Origin of the sequence: Robbsia andropogonis, assembly GCF_000970345.1 — a bacterium.
GTDB lineage: Bacteria > Pseudomonadota > Gammaproteobacteria > Burkholderiales > Burkholderiaceae > Robbsia > Robbsia andropogonis.
The window spans coordinates 84,465-102,116 of sequence record NZ_LAQU01000013.1; the positions used below are offsets into that span (position 1 = coordinate 84,465).

General features: G+C 63.5%; 9 protein-coding genes. 6 read left to right on the top strand and 3 right to left on the bottom strand.

The genetic code is table 11. The features are described from left to right. Positions 1-31 precede the first annotated feature (31 nt). On the bottom strand, positions 32-4,933 hold the full coding sequence (locus WM40_RS13740) for a YhdP family phospholipid transporter (protein ID WP_046153113.1): 4,902 nt from the start codon (positions 4,931-4,933) through the stop codon (positions 32-34). 170 nt (positions 4,934-5,103) lie between these two features. Here WM40_RS13740 and glnE point away from each other — a divergent pair, with 170 nt between their 5' ends. Next, the gene (gene glnE, locus WM40_RS13745; RefSeq protein ID WP_082102709.1) at positions 5,104-8,346 is read left to right on the top strand and encodes a bifunctional [glutamate--ammonia ligase]-adenylyl-L-tyrosine phosphorylase/[glutamate--ammonia-ligase] adenylyltransferase; all 3,243 of its coding nucleotides are present in this window, start codon (positions 5,104-5,106) and stop codon (positions 8,344-8,346) included. A 90-nt stretch (positions 8,347-8,436) separates the two neighbouring features. Here the strand turns inward: glnE and WM40_RS31435 are convergent, their stop codons facing one another. Both WM40_RS31435 and WM40_RS13755 read right to left on the bottom strand, forming a co-directional pair. Next, positions 8,437-10,296: a DNA repair protein RecN gene (locus WM40_RS31435; protein WP_046153114.1), complete on the bottom strand. Its 1,860-nt coding sequence runs from the start codon at positions 10,294-10,296 to the stop codon at positions 8,437-8,439. A gap of 12 nt (positions 10,297-10,308) precedes the next feature. Continuing rightward, positions 10,309-11,232, bottom strand: a complete 924-nt coding sequence (locus tag WM40_RS13755) for an NAD kinase (RefSeq protein WP_046153115.1) — start codon at positions 11,230-11,232, stop codon at positions 10,309-10,311. Positions 11,233-11,484: 252 nt separating this feature from the next. Between WM40_RS13755 and hrcA the strand changes: the two genes are divergently transcribed. The 5 genes from hrcA (at position 11,485) to dnaK (ending at position 17,576) form a co-directional block, all read left to right on the top strand. Further along, entirely contained in the window at positions 11,485-12,516 is a 1,032-nt protein-coding gene (gene hrcA, locus WM40_RS13760; RefSeq protein ID WP_024901768.1) for a heat-inducible transcriptional repressor HrcA, read from the top strand. A 207-nt stretch (positions 12,517-12,723) separates the two neighbouring features. Continuing rightward, positions 12,724-13,785 carry a ferrochelatase gene (gene hemH / locus WM40_RS13765; protein ID WP_082102727.1) on the top strand — a complete coding sequence of 354 codons (1,062 nt, stop codon included), beginning with the start codon at positions 12,724-12,726 and terminating at the stop codon, positions 13,783-13,785. Between the two features lie 32 nt (positions 13,786-13,817). Further along, on the top strand, positions 13,818-14,291 hold the full coding sequence (locus WM40_RS13770; RefSeq protein ID WP_046153141.1) for an RNA-binding S4 domain-containing protein: 474 nt from the start codon (positions 13,818-13,820) through the stop codon (positions 14,289-14,291). Between the two features lie 516 nt (positions 14,292-14,807). Next, positions 14,808-15,395 carry a nucleotide exchange factor GrpE gene (gene grpE / locus WM40_RS13775; protein WP_046153116.1) on the top strand — a complete coding sequence of 196 codons (588 nt, stop codon included), beginning with the start codon at positions 14,808-14,810 and terminating at the stop codon, positions 15,393-15,395. A 231-nt stretch (positions 15,396-15,626) separates the two neighbouring features. Then, positions 15,627-17,576, top strand: a complete 1,950-nt coding sequence (gene dnaK, locus WM40_RS13780) for a molecular chaperone DnaK (protein ID WP_046153117.1) — start codon at positions 15,627-15,629, stop codon at positions 17,574-17,576. The last annotated feature ends 76 nt before the right edge of the window (positions 17,577-17,652 follow it).

Genomic DNA, 17,652 nt, shown 5'->3' on the forward strand with positions numbered 1-17,652 from the left:
GGATACGCGCGTAACGGCAAGATTTACCGTATCAATGCGCGGGGGCCGACTGCTGCGTGGCGACTGCGTCGGCCGTTGGGGCAATGTTACCGCGATTGCCGTCGGCACGCCGAACCTGTGGTTTATCCCACGTTCCCTGCACCAGATAGTGTCGCGTCAGGCTGCGGGAAATTGGCTCGGACAGCGCCAATTGCGCGACGAGCGTCCCCAGCCCGATGATCGGGTTCAGCACCGCGGCGGCAACGGATGCCGTCACGGCATTCAAGTGCGGCACGACGGTCACATGAAAATCCTGCGTCTCGTCGATGATGTTCGCGGTACCGGACATCGTGAACAGCGCCGGCGCCGTCGATAGCGTGGCGTCCTGCGTGCTGGCCACCCCTTTGCGAACGGTGGTGGTGCCGGAGAGGCGGTTGAAGGCCAGACCCTTGCCGAATACGCTCTTGAAATCGAGCTGCAGGAAGCGCACCAGGCCTTGCAGGCTCAGCAAGCCCAGTAGCCGTGCCGCGCCGGGGTTGACCTTCAGGAACTGGCCGCGATGCAAGTCGAGCTTGAGCTTCCCATCGAGTGTCCTGACATCCGGCGTGCCGGGATTGCCTTCCCAATTCAACGCGCCGTCGAGTGTGCCCTTGCCGCCCTTGACGGTGTCAGGCATGCCGAGCGCGGTCAGCAAGGCACCGCTGTCGTGCAAGTTCAGTTGGAAGTCCACGCCGGTGTGCGCAACGTCGCCTGACTTGTCAACGCGCCAGTCGCCGGTGGCGTGAAGCGTGGCGGCGGGGTGGCTGAGGGTCAGATCGTCGACCTGCCATAAGGTGTCATCGGCGGTCGCCACGTTGTGCGCCAATAGCGACAGCTTGCCGATGGGCCGGCCATCGAAACCGAATTGATCGGCTTTCAGGTCGATGGCGGGGAAGTGCGTCGCCGCCTGTGGTGCCGTGGCGAGCACCCGTGTGGTCCGCGCCGCTTGCTGTTGCGCCGCGGGCGTCGCGGTCCCGGTTTCGGTCGCGGCGTCGCCGGCGGGAATCAGCAATCTCGAAAAGCGTGCATGAACGGCGCTGCCGCCTTGCGGTTGCCAACTTGCTTCTCCTTTCACTTCACGCGCGTCGACGTTTGCGCGCCAGCCCTTATGGGATATGCGGCTGCCGTTGAGACGGACATCGTGCCAGTGGCGCGACAACAGATGCAGGTCATCGACGGCGATATCCACGTGATCAGGCAACCAGCCGTCGCCCGGGCGATTCGCATCCGATGATGAGGCATCGGCAGGGTCCGGTGTGAAGTCGCGCCTGGTCGTGGTCCTGCCGGACAGGTCGACCTCCGCGAGGACCGCCCGCCACGCGTCGGCATCGAATTGCGCGACGTGCAATTCCCCCAGCACGCCTTGTTCTGGAAGCGCCGGCAGGCCGCCGAGCCCGATCGCGCCAGCGACGATCGTACCTGATGTGCCTGCGTTGCCGCCCATACCCGTCATGGCGGACGGGGTCGTCGTGCTGGCCCGTCTCAGATAGGCCGCATAGACGGGGCCGGCCACGAGATCGATTCGCTGCAATGGTTCCGTACTGCCCCGGGCGCCAGTGCCGCCGAGCGTGCGCCAATCCATCGACACCGTCATCGGACTGTCCGGCGCCTTGTGCAGCGGTGCGGGCAAGTCGATGCCAAGCCCTGCCAGATCGGAGCGTAGCGTCATGCGGATGGGCTCGTGACCTGTGCGGCGCACCTGCACCTGATAGGGTGCCGTGCCCGAGAAATGGCGCAATAGCGAGGCATATCGTGGGTCGCTCGCCGTCGCCACGCGCTCGGGCGCGACGCGGCCTCGAATCTGGATATTCAAGCCGCCGTCGGCTGTCATCGTGCCGTCCGCACGCACGTCACCGCCGAGGAATCGCCCTTGCAGATTGCGGGAGACGGCGGTGTGATTCGTGAAATTCACCTCTCCGGTCAGGTTGTCGATCGGCGGCGCGGCGCCATAGATCACGCGATTACGCTCGAAGCGCACGGTCCCGGAGGCCTTGACCGGTTCCGGGCGAGCCAGTGTCGTGCCCGCGGCGCCATCGGTCGAGGCGGTCGCGTTCCCGGTCGTCTGCTTATCCGGTGGCGTCGCCGGCGCGGTTGCGGTCGTGCTACGTGGCGCGCCCGCGACAATGGCGGTGCTGGTGTTTGTCGCGCCTTCAATTTGCTGCCGCGAGACATCGATGCGCAGCGCCAGCGTGGCATTGCCTTGCGCTTTCGCCGGCGCGGCGAGCTGGTTGCTCCAATAGCCTAGCGGGCTATGCCCGACGAAGTCGACGAAATCGGACAACGGCCCGCGCACCCGGCCCTCGATATGCAAGTCACGCTTACGGTCGCCAAGGTCCGGGATGCGGCCCTGCATCGTATCGATGCGCACTTGCCGGTAGTGGCCGCTGTCCACATCGAATCCCAACTGACGACCATCGATGAAAAAGTGTCCGCCCAGTCCGTCGAACACCGGCCATTTTTCCGGCTCCCCGTTTGATAGTCGCACAGACGGGGGCGGCGAGATATCAGCCGAGGCATTTGCAAACGGTGCGCTGACCTTGAATGTGCTCGTGCCACCGGGCGGCGCGCCGTCGTCCGGTGAGTCGATCGCCGTGGTCGCCTGCGTTCTGCCTGCCTCCGACGGGGGCGTCGATGCGGCGCGCGACGTTGCAATGCGATAGGCGCCATGCGGATAGGGCAGGTCATTCAAACGGCCATGCGCTTCGATCGTGGCGCCGTGCGTGCTACCCGCTTTCAGCATGCGCGTCAGGTATTGCCGGACTGATGGGGTGATGGATGTCGGCAGGTAGCGCGGCACCATCGGCACGTTGGCGCGGTCCAGTTTTCCGTCGATATCGAGATAGCCGTCCTGTGCCGCATCGAGCAGCGCCCGGAAGCGTGCCTGCACCTGTCCCGCGGCATCGGTGTTCGACACGGTCAAATGATCGATATGGGCATCGATGCGCTTCGCATCCCCCTGAGGCACGATCCGCCATCTCGCCGCCCCGCTCAGGGTGTCGAACATGAGGGTTGGATCGTCGAACATGCCGCGAATCGTGACCGTGGCTTCCTTTGAATCAAGTGTGACCGTCCCGCCATCCTGATCCGCGTCGATCACGCCGCGTAGATTGGAGAAGCCGGGCTGTCCGATATGGGGATGCCCGGCCGCGTTCACACCGGGACGCGGTGGCATGGCGGCCAGCGTTACGCCGTCGAGCGTTGCATGCAGCTTGTAGCGGCGTAGCGGCACATCGCCTTGCACCCGCGCCGCCGATGCGGCGGCCGCGTCCTTCGGTGCCTCGCGCTCCCATTCCAACTGGTAGTTGGAGAGAACGCCGCTCGGATCGTAACGATCGATATTGCGTTTCAGGCGGCGTGGCAGCGGCAGCGTCCGTGAGAAATCCGCAAGCAGGCCGATGTCCAGCACGTCGCCGGACAAGGTGATCTTCTCGCCACGTCCAACGCGCGGCGTTCGATATTCGCCATCGAAGCGGGAGACATTCAACATGCGGCCCAGTGTCGTTCCGTCCGGTAGCGACGACTGATCGTCCAGCTCCAGCGCCAGGTTGCGTACGGATGCGCGATAGTCCCCGTCGTGCTGGCTCGCCGCGAATTGGCTGTCGACGGTGGGGATGCGCAAGGGCGGCAAGCCTTGTCGCAGTTGCAGCGCAAGCCCGCGGGCCGAAATCGCGCCGTGAACGCGCCCGACATCCCCGTGATCGAATTGCCACCAGCTTCGGATATCGGCATGGCCGGCACGGGCGCCGATCGTGTTATCCACATAGTCGTTCAATGCCGCCAGGTCCAACCGGGTGGCCCCCATATAGACTTCGCCGTGCCAGTTTCGTGGATTGCCGCGGCCGGCCCGGCCCGGCAACCACGCCCTGAAAGGCGCGCTCTGGAAACTGGCGCGGAGGTCTATCGGCATGGTGGCGCGTGGGGCACCGGTGCAAGGTGTCCGTGCGCAGCCCTCGGCGTCGACCACAAGGTTCCCCTGGAGTCCGCCGCGGTGATACCGCCCGCCGTTGATCAGGGCCAGGCGCGCATGCGTCAATTGGAGTGGCGGTGGCGGCGGCGCGCCATGTCCCGGACCCGCCTGGTCGACCCAGCTCAAGTCGAGGTCTTGCACCACGATCTCGCGCTGGCCGAGCAGCCAGCTCGGCAAGGCATACGGATTGCGCACGTCACCCTGACCGATCGCGATACCGGCAATCATGATTCGTCCGGTGCCGTCGCGAACCGCGTTCACCCGCGCGTGATCAATGACCAGTTGCGACAAGATGGGTTGCAGCCGCAGCAACGAGCGCCACGCGAGCGTCGCCTGTACCCGGTCGACATAGGCGTCGGCATCGGCGGTCGGGGCGGGGAGGGTGATGGTTGCCGGGACCATTGATGTCGACGCGGCCGCCGTGGCCGCGCCGGGCGTATCGCCGTTGCCGATGTGTAGATCCGTCACCGTGAACGACGGCTTGAACCCGCGCCACTGGGCCGAGATATGACCGATGCGTACGGGCGTATGCAATGCCGCGCTGGCTATCGCTTCCACCCTGGGACGAAAGCGGTCCACGTTCGGCATCACGACATAGCGTAGCGTCAATGCCACCGCGCCGAAGACAAAATAGATGATCAACGCGATGATCGTGACGACTGCCAGCACACGCTTCAGTACGCGCATCGAGTAATCGAAATATCGCGTGCGCCGGCCGCGCGCGTCGTCGCCTTGATCGTCACCGGGGCCATCGCCGCCGCCATGCCCCCCACTACCCATGCGGGGTTCGACACGCTCCAACAGGATGGGCGCATCGGTGCCGCTTGTCGTGACGGATGGATCATGCGCGGCGGCACTGACCACGTTTCCGGCACCTGCCCGATGTTCGCGGTCTTGCGATTGCGCTGACGACGGTGACGGGGCGACGGGTGCGCGGCGATCGAGCATACTGCGTGGAAGGACGGCTAGGTAAGTTTGGGGCGATGTCCCAATGTATCACAGTGATGCGACAGGCCCGAGACGGCGGGTGATGATGATACGAAGTGCCCCTCCTATTACCATGGCCCCGCGTTTTGGCATACGCTTCCGGTTCTATTCGCGTTTTGTGTGTTTGCTCCATGTCCAACGACTTTTCCGCGCTTCCCGCCACACCATCGCTTGCAGCGGTCGTGCCGCCTGGCCCGCTTTGGCACGGTCGGGCGGTACGATGCGCCGCGGCCTTTTCCGGTTTTGCCGCCAGGACCTTTGCCGCCTGGCCGGACGTGGCCGCGTATGTCGACGCAAATGTCGATCGGCCGGTGACGCGTGACGGCATCATGACGCGTTACAGTGCGCGCCGCGCCGACGCCGAGGCGGTCATACGCGCCGCGCATGGCTTGCAGGCGGACGCACCGCTCGACGATGATCAGCGCTACAACGCATTGTGTACCGCCCTGCGGCGTCTGCGGGCCGACATTTTCTGCACGGTGATGGCGCGTGATCTGGCGGGGCTGGCGGATCTCACCGAAGTCACCGATGCGATGAGTGACCTGGCCGAGGTGGCCATCGCGCAGGCACTGGATACGATCGAGCAGGCGATGGTTCGACGCTTCGGCATGCCGCTCCGCGAATCCGACGGCGCGCCATTGGCGCTTGGCGTCGTCGGCATGGGTAAGCTGGGAGGGCGGGAATTGAACGTGTCGTCGGACATCGATTTGATTTTCGTCTACGAGGAGGCCGGCCAGACAGCGGGAGGCGAGCGTGCCGGCATCGACAACCATGACTTTTTCACGCGCATGGGCCGCAAGCTGATTGGCGCATTGTCCGAGCGCACGGCGGACGGCTATGTGTTTCGTGTGGATATGCGGCTGCGGCCCAACGGCGATTCCGGGCCGTTGGTATGCAGCATGGCGATGCTGGAGGCGTATTTCTTCGTGCAAGGGCGTGAATGGGAGCGCTACGCGTGGATCAAGGGCCGCCTGTTGCCTTGCGTCGATCAGATTGCCGCGCGTGAGGCGCAGGCGCGGCTCTCCGTGCAACTCGATCAATTGGTACGGCCGTTTGTATTCAGGCGTTACCTGGACTTCGGCGTCATCGACGCCATCCGCTCCCTGCACAAGCAGATCGGTGAGGAGGCGCGGCGGCGGGCGCTGCTGCGGCCCGACCTGTCCGATGACGTCAAGCTCGGCCGAGGGGGGATTCGTGAAATCGAATTCGGCGCGCAGGTGTTTCAACTGGTTCGAGGCGGTCAGGACCCGGCGTTGCGCGTACGACCCACGTTGCAGGTGCTGGCGATTGCGGTGCAGCGCGGTTTGATTGGTGAGGCGAATGTGACGCAGCTCCGCGACGCCTATGCGTTTCTGCGGCGCCTGGAGCATCGTCTGCAATATGCCGAGGATGCACAGACGCATGCCATGCCTGTGGATGCCGCGCGGCGCGCGGCCCTGGCAACGGCAATGGGCCATGTCGACGCCCGGGGGGAGGGTGACTATGCGGCGTTGCAAGCCACGCTGGCCGCGCACCGGGATGTGGTGGAGCGCGAGTTCGAGCAACTGTTCGCACCGCAGGACGCACTGGCGGCGGTGACGGTCAATGGATCGTCGGCGACGTCCGTGCCGCGCGCGACGGGGGAGGAGGTAGCTCTGGGGACGTTGCCGCCATCTCGCACCGCCGATGACGCCGCGAAGGCGTTGTGGCATGAAACGTCGGAGGAAGGGGCGTCCGATGGGCCGCAGGCGCGTGCGGTGTTGTGGCAGCATGCGGCGTGTCTTGGCCTTGTCGAGCCGGATCTTGATGCGGTGCGGGACCATGGCGTGGATACGGCGCGGCGTCCGGGCACTGCCGATGACGCGGCGCTCGATGATCTGATTGCACGGATGCGCGCGATGCATGTGGCGTCGCGCTATCAGCAATTGCCATCGGAAAGCCGTGAGCGCGTGGATGCATTGGTGCGGCGCGCGTTGGTGGAGATATCCGCCAACGCCTCGGCGGCATCGCGCGATGCGGCAGCGGCCGGCGAATCGGGACCCGCCGCGCGGCGTCTAGTGCTGGCGCGATGGCTCGATCTGTTGGAGCGCATCTGCGGGCGGCGGGCCTATCTCGCGCTGCTGACCGAGTTTCCCGTGGCGTTGCGTCGGGTGCTTGAGGTGCTGGCCGGTGCGCAGTGGGCGGCGACCTATCTGATCAAGCACCCCCAGCTACTGGACGAATTGCTTGATGACGAAGCGGTGCATGCACCGTTCGATTGGTCGGCGTTTGCACACGATCTGCGTGAAAAATTGCATGGCACGGCGAAGACCGGTCACGTCCGGGGCACGAAAGTCCATGCCGCGCCGGATGTCGAGCAGCAGATGGACCTCTTGCGGCACGCGCAGCATGCGGAAGTGTTCCGCATTCTGTTGCGTGATCTGTATGGTCTATTGAGCGTGGAGGCGGTCAGTGACCGCTTGTCGGAGCTGGCCGATACGGTGCTCGATGTGACGCTTGAAACCGTCTGGCGCGCGATCGCCGAGCGGCCGATGCTCGAAGGCGACCTGCCCCGGTTCGCCATCATTGCGTATGGCAAGTTGGGCGGTAAGGAGTTGGGCTATGGTTCCGATCTCGATTTGATCTTCCTCTACGACGATCAGCGCGAGGGCGACGATGTCGCCGAGCATTACACGCGGCTGGCGCGGCGTTTGATCAGCTGGCTGACCACTGCGACCGGCGCCGGGCAGCTCTACGATGTCGATCTCCGATTACGGCCGAACGGATCGTCGGGATTGCTGGTGACGCCGATCGATGGCTTTCGTCGCTATCAACAACGCGAGGCCGGCCAGGCAAATACCGCGTGGGTCTGGGAACATCAGGCGATTACGCGCGCGCGATACTGCGCGGGCGATCCGGCCATTGGCGCGACGTTTGAACAAATTCGCGAGGAGGTTCTGGCGACACCGCGTGACGCTCGGGCGTTGGCGGCCGAGATCGTCGCCATGCGGTCCCGCGTGCATGACGGGCATCCGAATCACAGCGGGTTGTTCGACCTGAAGCACGATCGCGGTGGCATGGTCGATATCGAATTTCTCGTCCAATACGGCGTGCTGCGCCATGCAGCGGCGCACCCGGCGTTGATTCGCAACAGCGGGAATCTGGCGCTGCTCGATGTGCTGGCGGGATTGGACTTCGCGCCGCTGGCGGATATTCAGGCGGTGCAGGCGGCCTACCGGCGCTATCGCATACTGCAGCATCGGGTGCGTCTGGACGGTGCGCTACATGCCAGGGTTGCCATGAGCCGGGTAGAAACCGAGCGTCACGCCGTCTGTCGACTCTGGGATCATGTGCTCGGAAACATCGTCGCCGCGGAAGGGCCCTCGGCATTGGGTGATCCGATGGCGAGGGGGTAGCGTCGCTATCGAATGAAGGCGCGCGGTCACGATTGAAGACGCCGGCGCGTGATCCGCCTTTCGGTGCGCGTCACTCGCCTTCGCCCGGCGTCACGCCGCCAGCATTTCCTTGGCGTGGCGACGAGTCGTCGGCGTGATGTCGATACCGCCGAGCATCCGCGCGATCTCTTCGACGCGCTCGGCGCCGTCGATCCGTGTGACTGCGCTGACGGTCTCGCTTTCCGTCTGCGCGCCGCCGTCCACCGGTTGCCCGGCCACGACATCGGCGCTGACATCCCGGACCTGTTTGGTCACGCGCAGATGACGATCGCCGCGCGCCGCCACCTGGGGCAGGTGGGTCACGCAAAGCACTTGCCGCATGCCGCCCAATTGATGCAGCAACCGGCCGACCACTTCGGCCACCGCGCCGCCAATGCCGGTATCCACTTCATCGAAAATCAGCGTGGGGGTCGGACTGGCCGCGCTGGCGATGACTGACAATGCCAGGCTGATCCGCGCCAGTTCGCCACCGGAGGCGACCCGCGCCAAGGGGCGTCGCGGCACACCCGGATGACCCGCCACCAGGAACTCGATCTGTTCGAGACCGTTCGGACCACCGACCACGTTGGGATGCTCCCCATCTCGCGTCGACTGGACGGGCGTCAACGCGACTTCAAAGCTGCCACCCACCATCGACAGTTCCTGCATGCCAGTGGTGACGCCTTCGGACAGGACGCCGGCCGCAGCCTTGCGGATCGTGGACAGCACGTGCGCCGCATCGCGGTACGCCACGGCGGCGTCTTGCTCCGCTTTTTCCAGCGCGGTGAAATCGGCTTCCGCGTCCAATGCCGCAAGCCGACCGCGGCGTTCGCCGAGCGCATCACCCAAGGCTTCGGGAGCGATGCGGAATTTTCGCGAGGCCGCATGCAGCGCGTTCATACGCTCATCCACTTGCTCCAGGCGCTGCGGATCGAGGTCAAGCCGCTGCGCATAATGCGTCAGCGAGTACGCCGCTTCCTGGAGTTGAATTTGCGCAGGTTCGAGCGCAAGTAAGACGTCGCGTAGATTTTCATCGATCTCGGCCAGTGCCTGAAGGCGGCTGGTGATGGCGGAGACCCGCCCAATCAACGCATCATCGGATTCCGATAGCGCGTCGATCGCCCCCTGCACGCCATCGATCAAACTGGCCGCGTGCGACAAGCGCTTATGTTCAACGCCGATCTCTTCCCATTCGCCCGCCTGCGGCGCCAGCGTTTCCAGTTCATTGACTTGCCAGGCCAATTGCTCTCGTTCGAGTTGGATCTGTTCGGCACGCTTGCGGGCATCATCGATACGCGCCCGCGCGGCGCGCCATGCCGCCCAGGCCGCGGCGGTGCGCGCGGCCGCCTGCGTCGCACCCGCATGCGTGTCGAACAGCAGACGTTGCGCATCTGGGCGCATCAATGCCTGGTGCGCGTGCTGACCATGGATGTCGACCAGCATTTCACCCAATTCGCGGAGCTGCCCAAGCGTCGCGGGCGTGCCGTTGATAAAGGCGCGCGATCGAGCGCCGGTCGCATCGATGACACGTCGAAGCATCACGGGCGGTGCATGCATCGCACTTGCCTGGTTCCCGGTCGCGCGGCTCGTTTTAGCCCCGCGCGATGACTTTGTCATGTCCTTGTCCCGTGCCGAGGATGCCGCTGTCGCGGCGAGAACCTCGGCCGCGTGGCCAGTGTCGTCGAGCGCGTGCTCATGCAGCCATTCGGCCACGTCCGGCGGCGCATCGAATACCGCGCTCAGGTCGGCTCGAACCGCGCCGTTCCGGACGATACTGCCGTCACCGCGCGCGCCGAGGATCAACGCCAGCGCATCGATCAGGATCGACTTGCCAGCGCCGGTCTCGCCGGAGAATACCGTGAAGCCGGCGTCGAACTCGATGTCAAGGCGGTCGACGATGACGAAATCGCGAATCGAAAGTTGTCGAAGCATGGTGGACGGCGTTTAGCTCTGCCGCGTATCGTTGGCCGGGTGGTCGTTCCAGTACAGCTTCTTGCGCAGCGTCGCAAAATAACTGTAACCCACCGGGTGAAGGAATGGCACCGTGTGTGATGAACGCCGGATCTCGATGATGTCGTCGAGTGCCAGCGCCGTGAAGGATTGCATGTCGAAGTTGACGTTGACTTCCCGCCCACCAATGACCTGCACGCTGATCTCGGATTTGTCCGGCAGCACGATCGGTCGGTTCGACAGCGCCTGAGGGGCGATCGGCACCAACACGATGCCGCCGACCTGTGGATGCAGGATTGGCCCCTGGGACGCCAAGGCATAGGCGGTCGAACCCGTTGGCGTGGCCACGATCAATCCGTCTGATCGTTGCGAATACATGAATCTTCCGTCCACCACCACGCGCAGCTCTGCCATGCCTGAGAACCCGCTGCGGTTGACGACGACGTCATTGAACGCCAGTGCGTCGTAGATCTGCTTGCCGTCGCGCATGATCCGCGCTTCCAGCAGCGTGCGTTCCTCGCGCTCGTAGTGGCCCGCCAACAGGTCCGGCACGACCCGGTTCATGTCGACGATGGGGATATCCGTGATGAAGCCGAGCCGCCCGTGGTTGATGCCGATCAGCGGCGTGCCGAACGGTGCCAGTTCGCGGCCAACGCCGAGCATCGTGCCGTCGCCACCGACGACGACGGCCACATCGGCGCGCGAGCCTATCTCGGCGGTGGTCGCGACGGCCGGCCTATGGCGCAGGGAACCGAGCTGGGACGTCAGGTCTATCTCGCTGGCCGTGGCGGCCTCGAAGATCAACGTGAAGCCGCGGGCTTCGATGGCGCGAGCCAGTGTCAGCAGCGGCTCGCCGATATTGGGCGTATTAGGCCTGCCGATCAGCGCGACGGTCTTGAAAGAGGTACGGGTTTCCATTTGCGCATTACACCACAGGCGACGGGGGAAACTCTACCGCTTCAGCCCGATTGCGTCCTAATGGCGGATGCGTGTGACCAGCCGCTGCGTCGGAACCCTGCGTCTATGGATGGGCCGACGCGAGGTGCATCGTGCCCCGGCAATGCAGACGAGGCAGCGGGTTCTCGCAGCGCAGTGGCGGAATTGCCGCCATGCGATTGTAAACAATGCCTTGAACGGCCTGCCCGGGGCGGATTGCGCTAGAATTCCTGAATGCTAGACCCGCGCGCCCAAACTCTGCTGACGACCCTGATCGAACGGTATATCGCCGAAGGTCAGCCTGTCGGCTCGCGCACGCTTTCGAAGTTTTCCGGACTTGCCCTGAGTCCGGCGACCATCCGCAACGTGATGTCCGACCTCGAGGAGCTGGGCCTGGTGACGAGCCCTCATACGTCTGCGGGGCGTATTCCCACCCCGCGTGGCTATCGGCTCTTCGTCGACACGATGCTGACATCCAAGCCTCTTACCGCTGATGGCGAGGTGGCTGATTTTGCGAAACGGGTTGCCGCGCAGCTTCAGCACGGCCAGCCGCAGAAGGTGGTTGCGGCGGCGGCGGGCGTGTTGTCGAACCTGTCTCAGTTTGCCGGTGTTGTCCTCACGCCACGCCGGAGTCAGACCTTCCGCCAGATTGAGTTCATGCGCTTGTCCGACAAGCGCATCCTGCTTGTCATCGTGACCCCGGAAGGGGATATCCAGAATCGGATCATGGCGACGCAGCGTGAATACAGTCCGTCGCAACTGATCGAAGCGTCGAATTACATCAACGCACACTTCGCGGGCCAGTCATTTGACGAGGTCCGGCGACGTTTGCGCGGGGAGATCGACGCCGTCCGGGCCGATATGACGCACCTGATGCAGGAGGCGGTGGAAGCGGGCAGTGAGGAAGCGTCGGACGATGGCGACAATCTGCTGATTTCCGGCGAACGCAATCTGCTGGAAGTCACTGATCTGTCGTCCAGCATGGAGCGGATGCGTCGCTTGTTCGACCTGTTCGACCAGAAGACCAGTCTGCTCCAATTGCTGGATGTGTCGAGCCACGCGCAAGGGGTGCAAATCTATATCGGTGGCGAGTCGAATCTGGTCCCCATCGAGGAGATGAGCGTCGTGACGGCACCATACGAAGTGGATGGCAAGATCGTCGGCACCCTTGGCGTCATCGGCCCGACACGGATGGCTTATGACCGTGTCATTCCCATTGTGGACATCACCGCGCGGTTGTTATCGAACGCGCTCAGTCAGCACTGACGGCGCGACAGTGGTCTGCACGCTGCCGCCCACCGTCGCGCTCGGGGTACACTGGTAGTACATCTGCCTTTGTGTCTCTCCATGAATTCACCGATCAGTCCATCCGACGCAACGATGCCATCCGGGCCAATCCTGTCGACGGCATCCGCCGTGCCGATGTCGCCAAATGCACCCGATCTCTTGGTCGATCCTGCGTCGCCCCTTGAAATGACGCCAGGACGATCTCTGGCGAGCGCGCCTCCCGTCGAGGCGGTCGGTTCCTCGGGCACGGCGGTATTACTGATCAATCTCGGCACGCCGGATGCGCCGGAAGCGGGTGCGGTCGGCCGTTACCTGAAGCAGTTCCTGTCCGATCCCCGCGTTGTCGAGATTCCAGCGTTATTATGGCAGCCGTTATTGCGAGGGGTCATCGTCCCGTTGCGATCACGCGCTTCCGCGAAGAAATACGCTTCGGTCTGGATGGACGAGGGCTCGCCGCTACGGGTCTATACGGAACGCCAGACCGCGGCGCTGCGAAGCCGTTTCGCGGAACTCGGGATGAACGTGCGGGTCGAATACGCGATGCGATACGGCACACCTGATATCGCGGCACGCATCGACGCATTGCAGGCCGCGGGTACGCAGCGCATTCTATTGATGCCGATGTACCCACAGTACTCCGCATCCACGACGGCCACCGCTTTCGATGCCGCCTATGATCATTTACGCGGATTGCGCGACCAACCGGCATTGCGTGCGGTCAAGTCTTACCCGACCGATCCCAACTATATCGCGGCGCTTGCCGAGCAGGTCGCGCGCTTCTGGCGGGAACACGATGCGCCGGATTTTTCCGCGGGCGACAAGTTGTTGCTCAGTTTTCACGGCGTCCCCAAACGGACGATTACATTGGGCGATCCCTACCAGGCCGAATGCCTCGCCACTGGCGCGCGGTTGGCCGACGTATTGGGGTTGGACGCCGATAGATGCCGCGTGACCTTTCAATCACGGTTCGGCAAGGCGGAGTGGTTGCAACCTTACACGGAGCCCACCGCGATTGCATTGGCCCAGTCCGGCACGCGCCGGATCGATGTTTTCACCCCCGGTTTTACCGCCGATTGCCTGGAGACGATCGAGGAAATCGGTCTTGAAGTGCGCGACGCGTTCCTGCACGCTGGCGGAGAGAGATTTCGCAGGATTCCTTGCCTGAACGATGCGCCGGCCTGGATCGCCGGACTCGCGACATTGTGCGCCGACAACCTCGGCGGTTGGCCGGGAGGGGCGCCGCAGTGAGTCGCGGACAATCGGGCCGCCGTGCAACCACGGTGGAGACGCTCGATAGGGACCGCCATTCGTCAAACGGGGATGCACTTGGTCAAAAAGCGCGCGTTGACAAATGGCTATGGGCGGCGCGGTTCTTCAAGACGCGATCGTTGGCGCAGCAGGCCGTTCAAAAGGGGCGAATTCTGATTGGCGACGATGCCGTCAAGGCGTCGCGCGACGTGCGCATCGGAGACGTGATCACGATCGATCTGGAAGCGGGACGGTGGACTGTCGTAGTGCGGACTATCAGCGAAGTGAGGGGGCCGGCGCCCGTTGCACGGCTACTTTATGAAGAAACCGTGGCCAGCGCGCAAGCGCGTGAGGCCGAACGTACCCGACGTCACCTGTTCCGGGAGCCCGCCGCCGGGTGGCATGGCCGGCCCACGAAGCGCGACCGGCGCGTCATTGCGCAAGCAGGGAGCCCAGGTCACGATCCTTCGTATGGCTCGCCTGATGGCTGGCCGGATAAGGATTGAGCCAATCGCGGGTCAGCGCCTTCGCGGTGCCGTACTCCGATGTCCGTGCACTGACTGCGCCTGACAAGCAAATGGTGGTGGTTCCAGCGATCAGCACGGACAGGATAAAGACGATTGCGAACGTCAATTTCATTTATTCACCTCTTTTTTTACGCGCTGATTCCGGAAGGTCAAGCCCCTTAGCACGGCTTGATTTTAATGCGGCCGCCGTCGCCGTGTCATGGCCCTAAGTCCCTGTTCTGGGTAAAGAATGTAACGAGCTGTTGCCGTTGGCATGGCAAGCGTGCGCGGTGAGTGCGCGATGTGCTCCACCCTGTTGTGACAAACCCTGGTCCTGGCGCTCCCTCCCTGTGTCTAGCAGCGCGTGGCGGCGAGCGGTGTTGTGTCGCGCGGGACAAGTGCCTTCACGGGCACAAATTTCTGAGATCTGGGCTTGAAAACAACGAAATCGTCTCCAAGTCGGGAACAGAGGGCCGTGCGCCGGATCAATCACACAGACTCAGACGGGAAACGAGCATGCAAGACAATCCAGCGAACCGCGATCAGCAGACGACGGACAATGCCGCGGCGGACGTGGTGAATCAGCAGGCAGCGCAGGCGGACGCAGCAGCGTCGGTGTCGAGCGACCAATTGGAAAGTAGCGGTCACGAAGCCGAAGCGGCATTGGCCGAAGCGCAGGCGCAGATCGCCGCGTTGAAGGAGGAATTCCTTCGGGCGAAGGCGGAAACGGAGAATGTCCGCCGCCGCGGCCAGGAAGAAAAGGAAAAGGCGCATAAGTTCGCGATCGAAAGTTTCGCGGAGCACTTGCTACCGGTGGTGGACAGCCTGGAGGCCGGTCTCGGGGCGGACGCATCCAACGCCGAGAAGCTGCGCGAAGGAATGGACCTGACGCTGAAGCAATTGCTGGCGGCACTGGAAAAGGGTCGGATCAAGGTGGTGGCGCCGGAAGCGAATGACAAGTTCGATCCGCATTTCCATCAGGCCATCTCGATGGTACCGGCCGACCAAGAGCCGAATACAGTCGTCACGGTCCTGCAAAAGGGCTATGTGATTGCGGAGCGTGTCCTGCGCCCGGCCTTGGTGATGGTGGCGGCACCGAAGTGACGCCGGGTTCTCATGGGCCTGCCGCTGGCGCGAAACCCTATTGTGGCGGCATATTGCGCGGCCCCGGATGGTCTGTGGATCGGCGTGGCATGGGATGTGCGAAGGAATGCAGCATTTTCGCGGTCAGGCTCTTGAAATCGGCGTGACCGGACCTATTTTTCGAACATATTTGATTTGTTGCGCGGAGCCGGGCTCCGCCTGACGGCTGACACAGCCAGGAGAAAGAACAAGATGGGCAAGATCATCGGCATTGACCTCGGAACGACAAATTCCTGCGTTGCGGTAATGGAAAGCAAACAGGCCAAGGTCATCGAGAACGCGGAAGGCGCGCGGACCACACCTTCGATCATCGGTTACCTGAAGGACGGCGAAATCGTCGTCGGCGCACCGGCAAAGCGCCAGGCCGTGACGAACCCGCGCGATACCCTGTACGCGGTCAAGCGTCTGATTGGTCGCAAGTACAGTGAAAAGGAAGTGCAGAAGGACATTGACCTGATGCCCTACAAGATCGTGTCGGCCGACAATGGCGACGCGTGGGTCGAGGCGCACGGCGAAAAGCTGGCGCCGCAGCAGGTGTCCGCTGAAATCCTGCGCAAGATGAAGAAGACTGCCGAGGACTACCTGGGCGAGCCGGTGACGGAGGCCGTGATCACCGTGCCGGCGTACTTTAACGACAGCCAGCGTCAGGCCACGAAGGACGCGGGACGCATCGCCGGCCTGGACGTCAAGCGCATCATCAACGAGCCGACCGCGGCGGCGCTGGCGTTCGGCCTGGACAAGAGCGAAAAGGGTGATCGCAAGGTCGCCGTGTACGACTTGGGTGGCGGGACGTTCGACGTATCGATCATCGAGATTGCCGACGTCGACGGTGAAAAGCAGTTCGAGGTGCTGTCGACGAACGGTGATACGTTCCTTGGCGGTGAAGACTTCGACCAGCGCATCATCGACTACATCATCAGCGAGTTCAAGAAGGAGCAAGGCGTTGACCTGAGCAAGGACGTTCTGGCCCTGCAACGGCTGAAGGAAGCGGCGGAGAAGGCCAAGGTCGAGTTGTCGAGCGCGCAGCAAACGGACGTGAACCTGCCGTACATCACGGCGGACGCCAGCGGCCCGAAGCACTTGAATCTGCGAATCACCCGCTCGAAGTTGGAAGCACTGGTCGAGGACCTGATCGAGCGCAGCATGGAACCGTGCCGTATCGCGATCAAGGATGCGGGCATCAAGGTCAGCGACATCGATGACGTGATCCTGGTCGGCGGTCAGACACGCATGCCGAAGGTGCAGGAAAAGGTGAAGGAAATCTTCGGCAAGGAACCGCGCCGTGACGTGAACCCGGATGAGGCGGTGGCCGTGGGTGCGGCGATCCAGGGCGAGGTGCTGGGCGGTGGCCGTAGTGACGTGTTGCTGCTGGACGTGACGCCGCTGTCGTTGGGGATCGAAACGCTGGGCGGCGTGATGACGAAGATGATCACGAAGAACACGACCATCCCGACGAAGTTCTCCCAGGTGTACTCGACCGCCGACGACAACCAGCCGGCCGTGACCATCAAGGTCTACCAGGGCGAGCGTGAATTGGCGTCCGGCAACAAGCTGCTGGGTGAATTCAACCTGGAAGGAATCGCGCCGGCCGCGCGTGGTACGCCGCAGATCGAGGTGACGTTCGATATCGATGCGAACGGTATCCTGCACGTCTCCGCGAAGGACAAGGCGACGGGCAAGGAAAACAAGATCACGATCAAGGCGAATTCGGGTCTTTCAGACGAAGAAATCGAGCGTATGGTCAAGGACGCCGAAGCAAACGCCGAGGAAGACAAGAAGCTGCGTGAATTGATCGATACCCGTAACCAGGGTGAAGCGCTGGTTCACAGCACGCAGAAGGCCTTGACCGAACACGGCGACAAGGTGGATGCCGAAACGAAGGGCAAGATCGAAGCAGCCATCAAGCATCTCGATGAAGCACTGAAGGGCAACGACAAGGCCGCGATCGACGAGAAGGTAACGGCATTGGCAACCGCTTCGCAGCAACTCGGTGAGAAGATGTACGCCGATGCGGCGGCGGCGGGCGCAGCAGGTGGGCCGGCAGGTGCCGGTCCGGCAGGCGCGGCGGCGGGTGCGGCGTCTGGCGGCAAGGCTGAAGACGACGTCGTCGACGCCGACTTCAAGGAAGTCAAGAAGGACTAGGCGTCACCTGCAACAGGTAGTCTGCCGTATCGTGGCGGACGGCGTCGGAGCCTGGCTCCGGCGGCCGCCCGCCATC

Bases quoted from the DNA above. Each gene is read 5' to 3' on its own strand.
- WM40_RS13740 (WP_046153113.1), bottom strand. From the start codon at position 4,933: ATGCTCGATCGCCGCGCACCCGTCGCCCCGTCACCGTCGTCAGCGCAA.
- glnE (WP_082102709.1), top strand. From the start codon at position 5,104: ATGTCCAACGACTTTTCCGCGCTTCCCGCCACACCATCGCTTGCAGCG.
- WM40_RS31435 (WP_046153114.1), bottom strand. From the start codon at position 10,296: ATGCTTCGACAACTTTCGATTCGCGATTTCGTCATCGTCGACCGCCTT.
- WM40_RS13755 (WP_046153115.1), bottom strand. From the start codon at position 11,232: ATGGAAACCCGTACCTCTTTCAAGACCGTCGCGCTGATCGGCAGGCCT.
- hrcA (WP_024901768.1), top strand. From the start codon at position 11,485: ATGCTAGACCCGCGCGCCCAAACTCTGCTGACGACCCTGATCGAACGG.
- hemH (WP_082102727.1), top strand. From the start codon at position 12,724: ATGACGCCAGGACGATCTCTGGCGAGCGCGCCTCCCGTCGAGGCGGTC.
- grpE (WP_046153116.1), top strand. From the start codon at position 14,808: ATGCAAGACAATCCAGCGAACCGCGATCAGCAGACGACGGACAATGCC.
- dnaK (WP_046153117.1), top strand. From the start codon at position 15,627: ATGGGCAAGATCATCGGCATTGACCTCGGAACGACAAATTCCTGCGTT.